The sequence below is a fragment of the Pseudomonas fragariae (ex Marin et al. 2024) genome (assembly GCF_059621105.1).
Genome location: NZ_CM184369.1, coordinates 1128489 through 1140769 on the forward strand (window position 1 = coordinate 1128489; position 12281 = coordinate 1140769).

The 12281-nt window shown below is 57.9% G+C and carries 15 protein-coding genes and 1 pseudogene; 6 read left to right on the plus strand and 10 right to left on the minus strand.

The window, feature by feature from the left end; translation table 11 throughout:
- Positions 1-279 precede the first annotated feature (279 nt).
- The 3 genes from AC54XV_RS05075 to parS all read right to left on the minus strand — a co-directional run bounded on the left by AC54XV_RS05075 (position 280) and on the right by parS (position 3527).
- On the minus strand, positions 280-2316 hold the full coding sequence (locus AC54XV_RS05075) for an S-type pyocin domain-containing protein (protein WP_496718069.1): 2037 nt from the start codon (positions 2314-2316) through the stop codon (positions 280-282).
- A 303-nt stretch (positions 2317-2619) separates the two neighbouring features.
- The gene (locus tag AC54XV_RS05080; protein ID WP_024660600.1) at positions 2620-3081 is read right to left on the minus strand and encodes an RES family NAD+ phosphorylase; all 462 of its coding nucleotides are present in this window, start codon (positions 3079-3081) and stop codon (positions 2620-2622) included.
- The gene (parS, locus tag AC54XV_RS05085; RefSeq protein ID WP_011266691.1) at positions 3078-3527 is read right to left on the minus strand and encodes a type II RES/Xre toxin-antitoxin system antitoxin; all 450 of its coding nucleotides are present in this window, start codon (positions 3525-3527) and stop codon (positions 3078-3080) included. Before parS ends, AC54XV_RS05080 begins: the two co-directional genes overlap by 4 nt.
- Positions 3528-3792: 265 nt before the next feature.
- On the opposite strand from parS, the gene AC54XV_RS05090 reads away from it, so the two are divergent.
- From AC54XV_RS05090 to AC54XV_RS05110, 5 genes are all read left to right on the plus strand, one after another.
- Positions 3793-4797 carry a response regulator gene (locus tag AC54XV_RS05090; RefSeq protein ID WP_003421645.1) on the plus strand — a complete coding sequence of 335 codons (1005 nt, stop codon included), beginning with the start codon at positions 3793-3795 and terminating at the stop codon, positions 4795-4797.
- A gap of 3 nt (positions 4798-4800) precedes the next feature.
- The gene (locus AC54XV_RS05095; protein WP_003404789.1) at positions 4801-5283 is read left to right on the plus strand and encodes a PAS domain-containing protein; all 483 of its coding nucleotides are present in this window, start codon (positions 4801-4803) and stop codon (positions 5281-5283) included.
- A gap of 96 nt (positions 5284-5379) precedes the next feature.
- On the plus strand, positions 5380-6636 hold the full coding sequence (gene aroA / locus AC54XV_RS05100) for a 3-phosphoshikimate 1-carboxyvinyltransferase (RefSeq protein WP_024643175.1): 1257 nt from the start codon (positions 5380-5382) through the stop codon (positions 6634-6636).
- Positions 6637-6783: 147 nt separating this feature from the next.
- Positions 6784-7038: an AbrB/MazE/SpoVT family DNA-binding domain-containing protein gene (locus AC54XV_RS05105; protein ID WP_003404793.1), complete on the plus strand. Its 255-nt coding sequence runs from the start codon at positions 6784-6786 to the stop codon at positions 7036-7038.
- Positions 7035-7382 carry a type II toxin-antitoxin system ChpB family toxin gene (locus tag AC54XV_RS05110; protein ID WP_024643176.1) on the plus strand — a complete coding sequence of 116 codons (348 nt, stop codon included), beginning with the start codon at positions 7035-7037 and terminating at the stop codon, positions 7380-7382. Before AC54XV_RS05105 ends, AC54XV_RS05110 begins: the two co-directional genes overlap by 4 nt.
- A gap of 47 nt (positions 7383-7429) precedes the next feature.
- Here the strand turns inward: AC54XV_RS05110 and AC54XV_RS05115 are convergent, their stop codons facing one another.
- Entirely contained in the window at positions 7430-8092 is a 663-nt protein-coding gene (locus tag AC54XV_RS05115; protein WP_011266695.1) for a ChrR family anti-sigma-E factor, read from the minus strand.
- On the minus strand, positions 8092-8604 hold the full coding sequence (locus AC54XV_RS05120) for a sigma-70 family RNA polymerase sigma factor (protein ID WP_003345995.1): 513 nt from the start codon (positions 8602-8604) through the stop codon (positions 8092-8094). Before AC54XV_RS05120 ends, AC54XV_RS05115 begins: the two co-directional genes overlap by 1 nt.
- Positions 8605-8844: 240 nt before the next feature.
- Between AC54XV_RS05120 and AC54XV_RS05125 the strand changes: the two genes are divergently transcribed.
- On the plus strand, positions 8845-9486 hold the full coding sequence (locus tag AC54XV_RS05125) for a hypothetical protein (protein WP_235592047.1): 642 nt from the start codon (positions 8845-8847) through the stop codon (positions 9484-9486).
- Positions 9487-9518: 32 nt separating this feature from the next.
- Here AC54XV_RS05125 and AC54XV_RS05130 read toward each other — a convergent pair.
- The 5 genes and pseudogenes from AC54XV_RS05130 to AC54XV_RS05150 form a co-directional block, all read right to left on the minus strand.
- Positions 9519-9638, minus strand: a pseudogene (locus AC54XV_RS05130) (aldose 1-epimerase); the annotation flags it as partial.
- 31 nt (positions 9639-9669) lie between these two features.
- Positions 9670-10074, minus strand: coding sequence for a type II toxin-antitoxin system tRNA(fMet)-specific endonuclease VapC (gene vapC, locus AC54XV_RS05135; protein WP_024643178.1), 405 nt, complete (start codon positions 10072-10074; stop codon positions 9670-9672).
- Positions 10074-10304: a type II toxin-antitoxin system VapB family antitoxin gene (gene vapB, locus AC54XV_RS05140; protein ID WP_024640185.1), complete on the minus strand. Its 231-nt coding sequence runs from the start codon at positions 10302-10304 to the stop codon at positions 10074-10076. Before vapB ends, vapC begins: the two co-directional genes overlap by 1 nt.
- A gap of 116 nt (positions 10305-10420) precedes the next feature.
- Positions 10421-11302: an aldose 1-epimerase gene (locus tag AC54XV_RS05145; protein WP_024643180.1), complete on the minus strand. Its 882-nt coding sequence runs from the start codon at positions 11300-11302 to the stop codon at positions 10421-10423.
- Complete coding sequence (locus AC54XV_RS05150) at positions 11277-12248, minus strand: EamA family transporter (protein ID WP_116866145.1); 972 nt, start codon at positions 12246-12248, stop codon at positions 11277-11279. Before AC54XV_RS05150 ends, AC54XV_RS05145 begins: the two co-directional genes overlap by 26 nt.
- Positions 12249-12281 lie beyond the last annotated feature (33 nt).

Below are 12281 nucleotides of genomic sequence, written 5' to 3' on the forward strand. Positions count from 1 at the left end.
AAATAGTGTAACTTTTATTCAAAAGAATATTTTTTTTCGGCGATGAAAGCGGGCTCCTTCCAGCTGGGTCCTTTAGACGTGCGACCATTTGCATCTAAAGCCAGAATGCCCTCACGGAAAAGTCGGGTGTAAGTTCCCCAAAGCTCACCGGACTGAAGCGCCTCAAATTTATAAGTGGTGTACAGTCTGTCTATCCGTGGTTGGGACGTAGTTAGAGCCAGGACTGCCAATACATCTGCCACGGTTTCGTTAATGATAATGTCTCTGATGTGGGTCATTTCATTGGCCTCTCAATGCGTCAGCATGATCTTGTTTGTCACCAGCCGATTGAGCCGCTTCGGTGTAAAGAAAATCACGATTTTCGTTAATTCTATAATCCTCAAGGGCTGCCGTATGAGCGTTATTCCATACGTTACCTTGCACGCCATCAGCCACCCCCAGTGCCCTGTAACGTTCTAATTCCCTGAGCTCGTGGGTGTAAAATCTTTTATCAGTATCCGTCACGGCTAACTCGCCGCGCAAAATTTTTTCCAGACGATCAATCATTATAGTATTTGCATCTGATGAGCCGAATCGGCCTGTGTGCAGCTTAACGAGATCAATGCCGTCCTGAGTGACTGAGGCGGTTGTCCAGTCAAGGTTTTGGGTGGGGCCGCCCGCTTTTTCAGGATCGTACATTCGACCGCTATGCTCTCCTTTGGTTGTTGCCCCTTCATAGGGGCTGTTGAACACCACATAGACCGGAGGCAAACCCGAATTTAACGGATAAACGTAAATGGCGTCCCGAATGTCCATCTGGCCGGTGGCGGGTAAAGGCTCGGCTTTCACCTCGATAGGTTCCAGTGTAATTCCAGCGTACGCCGGAGTTTCGACTGGTTGCGCCACCGTCGTCGTTGAGCTGTTTCCAGGTGCTGCGATTGGAAACGTCAAGGTGATGGGCGGGGTGTCCGAAGTGGTAAAGGTGTAGGCGTTGGCCACTGGGTCCAGTATCAGAGCCCTCACAGGCACCTTGGGAGAAAATCCGCCTTCGGCTTGTGTTGCCACGACTGAATACTTCGACTGATCGCCGTAAATTCTATAGGGCATATCGACCGTTCCACCCGTTGCCGCCACGTCATTCAAGGCGTCGGGCAGATCAGGCATCAGAACTCTGGCCGGAAGGTCCAGCATTCTTCCCGGTAACTCTCCATTGCCAAGCGAAGGGGAGTACAGCAACGTGCCGATGCCTACGGCTGTGGTAGAGCTGACAGCCGTGCCTGCGAGAGCCGTTAATATTTCGATAGCGGCTTGAACGGTAGCGTCCAGAAAGAGACCGGATCCTGCTGTAACGGAAATGACTCCTGCAACTGCACCCAACTGCGGTGTACCCGCTTCCGGGAGCCTGAGCGTCTTGCCCGCTTCTAGCGCTTGAGCTTCTGCCGTCACGCGCGCGTGCTCGTCAACGTCACGCTGGGCCTGCGTCTCTGCCTCCATACGAGCTTGTTCAGCCGCTTCGGCAGCTACTCGGCGAGCTTCTGCTTCGGCAGCAAGAAGAGCCTGCTCATCCGCTACTCGCTTGGCTTCAGCCTCCACTGCAACTCGGGCTTGTTCAGCGGTTTCGGCAGCAAGTCGAGCGTGCTCTGCAGCTTCAACGGCAAGCCTCGTCGACTCGGTTTCTGCCGCGATACGTGCGTCCTCCCTGGCCTGCGCCGCAGCAATAGCATGGCTCAGTGATACAGACCTCTCTGTGAGAATCCTGATTTTCTCTTCAAGAATTTTTGCTCTGTAGGCTGCTGTAACTGAGGCTTCCCAGCTTTTATAAACGTCAAGGGGAGAGCCCAAGTCTCTTCTTGTTTGAAAGATATTTAAAAAATCCACAGCGTTTTTTTTAATATCTACCGCCAATACATGCCTGCCAAAGAAAGCATGAGCGCCTTCGTTACTCTTGGCTAACTCAGCAGCGCGCTGTGAAATCAGGCTGTCCACCACGTTTTTTTCAATCGTAGACTTTTCTAACTCAGAGAAGGGGTAATCTCCTACGCCGGCAGAAATTTCCGCGTCAACGTCAGCCGGAAGGAGGGGCAAAAAGTCTATGTAAGACTGATGGATGTTTTGCTGTGTTGAAGAGGCCGTCACGATAATGGATATCGTGTACTGCTCGTTTCTTATACCCCTTTTACTGAAGAATGCATCCAGCTCATGGTTTGCAGGAATAGTGCCGTCCCATCGCAGCGGTCTGGCGATTACTCCGGCTCCTGACAGCGGGCCTAATGGCCTGGGCAACGGCTGGCCAGGTGTTACGATTGTGGGTGGAAGAGTAATGACGTTTTGCGGCATGTGCTTATCCTTAAGGTTTAAATCGCCCAATAATATCTCCTTGATATTAGGTAGTATTAATAGGCACGAAGTGCGGTACATAGGTATAGGTAGTTGTTTTTTTGTTCAGGCTTTCAGGCACGCAATTGAAACGCATGCTGGTGTAGGACTGGTCAGCGGCCGCACGTAGTGTTGCCGGTTTTGTAATCCATCGCAGTGTTAAGGCGTTACTTCTGGTGCTGAATGCATTGGTCGCGGCGTACGTTGCTTTGAACCCATGGGACAGCAAGAGCCCCCCATAATCGAGCTAACCGTTCAGCCAGTTCACCCCAAACGCGGATCAACCACAAAATCCAGCTCTTTGGCCGTCGCCACAACCGCCCTGAACTCCGGGTGCTGGACGTTGAGCAGGTAGTTGGACTCGCGCGGGATGATCACGCTGGGCACTGCCAGTGCCAGGCTCTGAGCGGAGGACAGCCAGTCGTCGCCGAACGAGGCGGTTGCCGGTGGTGCAGGCTCTTCGCGCCAGTCGCGGGGCAGGGTGTCCGGGCGTGCATTGAGGACGTGCTCCTCGGCAATCTGCAGTTCAAGCATCGTGTAGTGCTGAGCCACAGTCGCGTTGTTCAGGTGCACCAGCACTTCCAGCAGGGCCAGTGACTCGCTGCCCGCGCAGTACACGCAGGCGTTGCCCTTGCTGTTCCAGCGTCCGCCATAGAGCTTGGCGCCTTCGCCGTCGAAGGCCTGCGTCAGCCATTTGCGCTTGACCAGTCGATAGACCGCTATCACGCCACGACCCCGTGTTCCAGGCGGCCGATCAGGTCAAGCACTGCCTGAGCCTCTGCCGAGGTCGCGAGCATTTCCAGCGGCCTGCGAGTACCCAGCCCGTAGACCGGGTTGGCCAGCCACAGACGAGTCGCTTCGGCGTCGTTTTCGAACAGATCCAGCGCCGCCTTGTACACCGCTGCCAGGCGGAACAGCCGATCGCTTTCCTCGGCATTGAAGCGGCGCACCTTGAGACGTCGCTGCAAGGTCGCCGGAGCGATGCCCAGATGTTCGGCCAGGGTCGAGCGGTTCAGGTCGGTGTAATGCGCCAGACGTTCGAAGACTTCATACGGCAAGCCGTCATGCAGCGCCGAGTACAGCCGCGCGCCTCGTGCGGGAATGCCCAGGTGTTGCCAGAAATCGTCCTGCCGGGGCAGGGCTGGATGATAGTCGCGTATGGGCAGAGACATGGCACACCTGTCTATCGAGTGATTGCTATTAAATCTATCAATTGATAATAGGCACGTTTCCGACGTCGCGACAGTGATTTACAGCAACGGATAGCGAATAAAACTACAGAAACTCCAAAAATCACCGACTTAAGCTATAGGTTTAGTTTGAATGTTGCTGATCTCGCGTTATAGGCTCGAAGTCAGTCGCTTCCGATGGTGCCGTCAAACGTATACGTGCTGTCCGCCGTGGTCAGCCTGATTTTCCTGCAGTGAGAACCACAAGATGTCCACGCTTGCGCTATTGATATGCGATGACTCGAACATGGCGCGAAAGCAGCTGTTGCGCGCGCTACCTGAAGACTGGGATGTGTCGGTCACGCTGGCCACCCAGGGGCAGGAAGGCCTGGAAGCGATTCGTAAAGGTCAGGGCCAGGTGGTCCTGCTCGACCTGACCATGCCGGTGATGGACGGTTACCAGACGCTGACGGCGATTCGCGCCGAAAACCTCGACGCCAAGGTGATTGTGGTGTCGGGCGACGTGCAGGACGAAGCCGTCCGTCGGGTCATGGAGTTGGGCGCGCTGGCGTTTCTGAAAAAACCTGCCGACCCGGACGAACTGAAAAGCACGCTGGAGCGCCTGGGCCTGCTGGGCAAGCCTGCGGTGTCGCCGGTTGCACTGCCGGCCCTCAACAATAAGGGCGGGGTGATCAGCTTTCAGGATGCGTTCCGCGAAACCGTCAACGTCGCCATGGGCCGTGCAGCGGCGTTACTGGCCAAGGTACTGGGTGTCTTTGTGCAGTTGCCGGTGCCCAACGTCAACATGCTCGAAGTTGGCGAGCTGCACATGGCGCTGGCCGATGCGCACAGCGATCAGCGCCTGACTGCGGTGTGTCAGGGCTACATCGGTGGCGGTATTGCAGGCGAGGCGCTGCTGATTTTCCACGACTCGGAAATTTCCGGTATCTCGCAGCTGATGGGCGGCGATCACTCCGACAGTTCCGACATGGAGATGCTCCTCGACCTGTCCACGATCCTGATCGGTGCCTGCCTGAGCGGGATTGCCGAACAGATTGACATTGCCTTTTCGCAGGGCCACCCGCAATTGTTGGGCGCGCAGGGCGGCATCGACGAGCTGATTCGCATCAATCAGCAACGCTGGAAAAAGACCCTGGCGGTCGAAATCAGTTACAGCGTGGAAGGCCACAATCTGCATTTCGATCTGCTGATGCTGTTCACCGAAGATTCGGTCGAGCTGCTTACCAAAAAACTCGCCTACATGATGAGCTGACCCATGAGCAACGCTATTGAAATCAACGAGCTTCATTGGTTGCTGGCCGTCACGCAGAACATTGACGTAGGCATCGTGGTGCTGGACCTGAACTACCGCGTGACGGTCTGGAATACCTTCATGGAAAACCGCTCGGGTGTGGTGCCCTATGTGGCCATCGACAAGACTTTTTTCGAGATTTTCCCGGAGGTCAACGCGAAGTGGTTCAGCAAGAAAATCGATAACGTCGTGACCCTCGGCACGCCGGCGTTCACCATCTGGGAGCAGCGGCCGTATCTGGTGCGTTTCAAGAATTACCAACCGATTACCGGGCAGGAGGAGTTCATGTATCAGAACACCACACTGTTCCCGCTGCGGTCGACCACCGGTGCGATCAGCCATGTGTGTCTGGTGATCTATGACGTCACCGACGTCGCGGCCAACCGCAATCAGTTGCTGGCGGCCAACGACAAGCTGCAGCAACTGTCGGGCTCAGTGAAAAGCTGACCCGCGCCCGGGCTTGGCGATGAATGAAACCGGCACTGCGGGCTTGATCCCGCTCGTGCTAGGATCGCGATTTTTCCGCTGACGCTCAGGGACATCATGCGATCTCAAGCCACCCTCACTGTTTTGCCTGTCGAGCGCCCGTTGGTCGGGCGTGTCAGCCCGCCGGGCTCCAAGTCGATCACCAACCGTGCATTGTTGCTGGCCGGGCTGGCCAAAGGCACCAGCCGCCTGACCGGCGCGCTGAAGAGTGACGACACGCGCGTGATGTCCGAAGCCTTGCGTCTGATGGGCGTGCAGGTCGACGAGCCGGATGACAGCACCTTCGTGGTCACCAGCAGCGGGCACTGGCAGGCGCCACAGCAGGCGCTGTTCCTCGGCAATGCCGGAACTGCGACACGCTTTCTGACCGCGGCACTGGCCAACTTCGAAGGCGACTTCGTGGTGGATGGCGACGAATACATGCGCAAGCGCCCGATCGGCCCGTTGGTCGATGCCTTGCAGCGCATGGGCGTGGAGGTCAGCGCACCCAGTGGTTGCCCGCCGGTGGCCATCAAGGGCAAGGGCGGTCTTGAGGCCGGTCGTATCGAAATCGACGGCAATCTGTCCAGCCAGTATGTGTCGGCACTGCTGATGGCCGGTGCCTGTGGCAAGGGCGCTGTGGAAGTTGCATTGACAGGCAGCGAGATCGGCGCGCGTGGTTACCTCGACCTCACGCTGGCGGCCATGCGGGCGTTCGGTGCCGAGGTTCAGGCCATCGGCGACGCCGCCTGGAAAGTCTCGGCTACCGGTTATCGCGCTACGGATTTCCACATCGAACCGGATGCCTCGGCGGCCACCTACCTGTGGGCTGCGCAGGCCCTGACCGAGGGCGCTATCGACCTGGGCGTGGCCAGCGACGCGTTCACGCAACCCGATGCACTGGCCAGCCAGATCATCGCCAGCTTCCCGAACATGCCGGCCGTGATCGACGGCTCGCAGATGCAGGACGCGATTCCCACGCTGGCCGTACTGGCCGCGTTCAATCGTCAACCGGTGCGCTTTGTCGGCATCGCCAACCTGCGGGTCAAGGAGTGCGACCGCATCTCGGCACTGTCCAACGGCCTGTGCGCCATCGCACCCGGCCTGGCGGTCGAAGAGGGTGACGATCTGATCGTCACCGCCAACCCGGCGCTGGCAGGCACTACGGTCGATGCCTTGATCGATACCCACTCCGACCATCGGATCGCCATGTGCTTTGCGCTGGCGGGCCTGAAGATTGCCGGCATCCGCATTCTCGACCCTGATTGCGTCGCCAAGACCTACCCGGGGTACTGGGATGCGCTGGCTTCTCTGGGTGTGAGTGTTCAGCGCTGATAGATCAGGTTTATCGGCTCGGGAAGCCTGTAGGATTTCGAGACATCTTGAGCTGGCAGTCTACGGTTGTAGATACTATGTTTATACGTTGGGGTTGCATGCCTCGTGTGAGGTATCTACAGTATTGCTACGTTATGAGGTGTCTTTATGGAAGTGAAAATTCAGCAATGGGGCAATAGCGCTGCAATTCGTTTGCCCGCAAACGTGCTCAAGCAGATGAGCCTGTCTAGCGGCGATGTCCTTACGCTTGATGCGTCTGCAGAAGTCATCACGCTCAAACCCGCTAAAGCAAAGTTGCATTATCGATTGGCTGACTTGATGGCAAAATGTGATTTGAGCGCGCCTGAACCCACAGAATTGGCCGAATGGAACGCCATGCAGCCAATTGGACGTGAGGTTTGAAACGGGTCAAATTCAACCGGTCGGATATCGTGCGACTGAACCTGAATCCAACCGCAGGCCGTGAACAACAGGGCGATTTTCGTCCAGCGTTGATTCTGACGCCTGCGGCTTATAACGCATCGGGCCTTGTAATTATTGTACCCATCACGCAGGGCGGCGACTTCGCTCGGTATGCCGGTTTCGCGGTGCCTTTAAGCGGTTCAGGTACCGAAACGCAGGGTGTCGTTCTTTGCAACCACATTCGAACCGTTGACCTTGAGGCTCGTGGCGCAAAGCGTGTTGAGTCAGTTCCCGAGATGATAATCGACGATGTGCTGGCTCGCGTTCAAGCCCTTTTTGAATAGCAGGTTCTGCTAGTTGCCTGGCTCCTCAATCTGCTCGCAGCCGTTTTTCAAATCCCGAAAAACGGCTGCATCATCCGCGCCAGCAGCCCCTGAAAACGCAGCTTCGATTCAGTGGCCAGCACGCAAATGCATTCCCGGTCAGGGTAGGCAATGGGCTGGTGATGGATATGGCTGTCCAGATCGGCCACATCGTTGAGTCCGAACTCTCCCTGTACGTCGTAATACGCGCCCTTGAGGACCATGGTCATCTCGCCGCTTTCGTGGCTGTGCACCGGCATGCTCACGCCGGGGGCGATTTTCAGCAGCATCAGGTTGCCCTGTTCGATGCCTTCAGCGCGTACACGTTTTACGCCGGGGATCAGCGTCTTCCACTTTAATGTGCTCAGGTGTCGACCAAAATGCGCCTGCATGCAGACCGGCATCAGGTCCGGGTCCTGATTGGCCGCCGGCATCGAATGCATAGCGGGTACGAGCCCCGCTTGCTGCTCGTCAAGCCTCGCCAGCATGGCCGATCGGCCCTTGAGTGGCACCACACTGCTGGTGTGCTGCTGCATCAACACACCGCCAATGGCCTCGGCCTGCCTGAGCCGCGCCCGGCACTCGGCGCAGCGCTCCAGGTGCGCGGCAGTGACCAGCGAGATGACCTGCGACAGCGCCCCTGCGGCATAGCTGACCAGCGTGGCGTCGTCCGGATGATGTTGTGGGCCCATCATGATTCCTCTATCCGCGAGCGCAATTTTTGAAACGCCAGGCGCAGGCAGGACTTCACCGTGCCGAGCGGCATACCCAGGCGTTCGGAAATCTCCCGGTGGCTGAGCGCTTCGAAATAAGACATTCGCAACACTCGGGCCTGATCGGCGGGCAGGTTCTGGATGGCGATATTGAGTTGTTGCTCCTGGCGCTGGCTGTAATCGAGTGTTCGATCTACCGGAGCTTCCAGACGCTCGAGTTGTTCCAGCGAATTCTGCACCTGCACCCAGCCACGGTCCTTGCGCACACTGTCGATGTATAGGTTGCGTGCGATGCGAAACAACCATGTCCCCAGGCTGGCCTTGGCCGGGTCGAACGAGTCTGCCTTGTGCCACAGTTTGAGCAGCACTTCCTGCACCAACTCTTCGGCCTGACCTTCTGGCACATTCAGCCCGGTGAGGTAGCGCAACAGGCGCGGAGCGAAGTGATCGTAAATGCGCATGAAGCTGTCGCGGTCCCTCTGGCGGGCCACGGCGGTGACTTCATCGATCCAAAGTCGGGTGATTGTCGATTCGCTGTGAGAGGGGGACAAGTGACAGAAGGTCCTGAGACTGGCAGTTATGCGCATGATCCACCTTCTGATCACCATTGTGTGGGTTTGGTTCGCGATGCAGAGGTGTTACGTAACGGGGTGGGGGGTGGATCATAGGATGTGACGAGCGGCGTGGAGGCATTTTACAGGTGCGGCCATGACAATGACCACGGGCCGGTCATGCAGACGGTCACTGTCATTTCTGCCAGTAGCCCAATGAGCGCTGGCTGTTTAATGTGTGATCTGGATGTTATCAAGGTCAGGGAGACCATTATGGACACTCACGTTGCACATGCTTCATCTACGCTGGCCAGGCTGGCCGGTGTGCTGCTGGTCATCGTTAGTATGGGTTTTTTTGCGCCTGAGCGAGCTCAGGCTGAGGCTGTAAACCTGGTTGTCTGTACAGGAACTCACACTGGAACTTTTTCGCCAGGCCTGACCAACACCAGCCAGCCAATCAATGTGACGACGACAAGCAGCTGGGGGACTTGTGTGTTGCCTCTCGGCACAAGTGCGTCGTCCAGCCAAAGCTTTCAGGCGCCCTTATCCTGCAACGCTCTGCTGCAGAACACGACCGATGTAACGTGGATCATAAAGTGGGGTGATGGAGAGACCAGTACCTATAATTTCGACGCGACTTACAACGATACCGGTGGTCTGAACAAAACCGTAGTGGGTATCGGGGAAATTGTGGCTGGCCGTTACACGGGCTCCACGGCAATAACGACCTATGTGCTTTTCAATCTGGAGCTTAACGCGTGCGCCACGACCACGGGTGTCACCAGCTTGAGCGGCCCTTCTACATTGACGATTATTCAGTAACCTGTGGCTGGGGAGCGCATGGATAAAGCTTGCTAGATTTTTTTGTACTGCATACTGACCCTCAACCCCATCGACTCCCCCTGCCGCAACAGCTTCAACCCCGGATGCCCCGGCAAATGATGGGCATTGACCGGGTGGCTGACGGGCTCAAAACCAAGAGGCGTTGCAGATATAGCCTTGAGGTCATTGGCTTACCCAGTCTTCTACCCTCAGCCCCTCGACGCGTCGGAATTCACGCTGGTTGTTAGTGATGACAACCAAGCCTAGAGAGCGGGCGTGTCCTGCAATCATTTGATCGTACGGGCCGATCGGCGTGCCCGCTCTGGCCAGTTCGGCTCTGATCATGCCGGTATGAGCCGCCGCGTCGCTGTCGTAAGGGAGCACTTCAAGACGCGCCGTGAAACCCTCAACAACGGCAAGATTCCTTTCGGGGCTCAAAGACTTTTCTGCGCCGTATACAAGCTCCATCAATGTGATCGCGCTGATACATAGCTGTCCGTGATGGAGGTTGAAGGCTTCACGCACCGAAGCTGGCTTGTTTTTTATAGTGAAAATGCAAATGTTGGTGTCAAGCATGTACTTGAGCATCAGAGCGATTCGCGCTGCTGTTCGGCTGGTTGTCCGCGCTCTGCCATGAAATCATCACTGACATTTTCACCATCGAACCAGCTGTTCCACATTTCACCGGCAGGGGAAATAATGCGGGTTCTGCCCACGGCTACGACATCGACACGTTTCACGTCGTCGGGCAAGGCCACCGCTTTTGGCAGTCGGACAGCCTGGCTTCGATTGCTCTTGAAGACTGTGGATTGTTCCATGAGTGATTCATCCTTGGTTGATGTATCGGATGAATAAGAATATGTTTTTTTGGGGATATGTCAACGGGATATCCCAGTCCGTTCTGTAACTTGAAATGCGTCACCCGCACACTTATTCACAACCCCCGCTTCAGGTCCTTGTAACGAAGACTGAACTCCAGCGTCACTGACTCCCCCTGCCGCAACAGCTTCAACCCAGGATGCCCCGGCAAATGATGGGCGTTGACCGGGTGGCTGACGGGCTCGAAACAGAAGAAATCCAGCCCCGGCGGGCAGAACACCAGAAAGTATTCGCTGCCGGTGGCCTGGCAGTGCAATTCGTAGCCCAGGTCCGGCTGGCTGATGATGCTCTGGCCATCCCAGCCGGTGAAACCGTTGTCCAGACGTGTGTCGGGCAGCGCGTTGCCGTGCCGGAAGTCCCACTCGGCGGCCAGGTCCTGCAAGGCGCGGGGCAAACCGGCTTCGTCGCATAGCCAGACCTGTGCAGCCCTGGCCTGCAAGCGAGTGTGGGCGGTGCGTGGCAAGTACGGGTGCAGGCCCAGCCCGTGCCAGATGGCGCGGCTGTCCTGATGGGTGGTGCTCAGTTGGATGCTCAGCGTGCCCTCGTGCAGGGTGTAGCGCAGTTGCGCGCGGTAGGCGAAGGGTGTCTGGCTGTCGAGTTGCAGGCAGATCTGCCGAGGCTTCTGCTCGATGACCGTCCATGGCTGCTGCCACGCACTGCCATGGATCGGCAGCGGGTCGTTGGCGCTGTTTGGTTCCAGGGCCAGCCAGCCGTCTGGTGTCTCGAAACCGCCGTTGCCGATCCGGTTCGACCACGGCGCCAGCGGGTAGCAGGCCAGCCGACGGGGCGTCCCGGCCGCCAGAGCCTGTTCGTCGCTAGGGCGCAGCAGGGGTTGCCCGCTGGCCAGGACGCTCCAGTTGACGATACTGCCGCCGATGTCGGGGGCCAGTGTCAGGCGGGTCAGGCCATCTTCAAGGGTCAGTACGTTCGTGGACATGCTTCAAAGCCTTTCTGGATGATTGAGGGTCAGGCGACCGGGCGCGACGCCAGGTCAGCAGCACGATGCCGCTGACCACGATCAGCCCGCCGACCACCTGACCGCTGCTGAGCAATTGATCGAGAATCAGCCAGCCAAACAGCAGGCTGGCCACCGGCTCGATATTCATCACTGGCGCGTTGCGGGCGATGTCCAGACGCGCCATGCAGATGAACAGCAGCGAAAAGCCCAGCCCGTACAAAACCACCAGACTGGCCAGTGCGGTCCAGCCGACAGAACTCGTCGGCAGACCCACGCCGCCGGGCAGCACGCCGCTGCTGCCGGCGATGGCCGCGACGACGAACACCACGGCCATGGTCAGCATGCTGCGTACGCTGCCGCGCATGCCCGCCAGTTTGTTATCGGTAATCCACAGCGCAAAGGCGAACACCACCGCAGCGGTCGACGCGTAGGCGACGCCCTCCAGCCATTGCGGCTCGCTGCTGCCGGGGTTCGACAGGCGCTGTGGCACGTCCAGCGCCAGCGTCAGGCCAAACAGGATCAAGCCCATCAGGCCTGCTGCGCGCCGTGTCGGCCTGGCTCCCCCCAATGCCCAGGTCAGCAACGCCAGCAAGATCGGCGAGACATTGACCACCAGCAAGGCCAGGGCCACCGGAATACGTGCCACCGCCGAGTAGATGCAAAAGCTCTGAGTGGCGATCAGCAACCCCAGAAGCAGCTGCCAGCGCCAGGTGCTGGCGGGCAGACTGAGCCTTTCACGCTGCCAGAGCACCAGGCTGACCAGCACCAGCAAGGTGACGCCGGAGCGACAAAGGATGGCCAGCAGCAGGCCGGTGTCATGATCGAAGGCAATGCGCGCCGCGATGTGGTTGCCGGCAAACGAACAGGCCAGCAGCGCCAGGATCAGCACGGCAATGTGGCGCGGAAACAGGGCAGGGGCAGACATACGCAAACCAGCCTCCTTGGCTGGACAACAGAG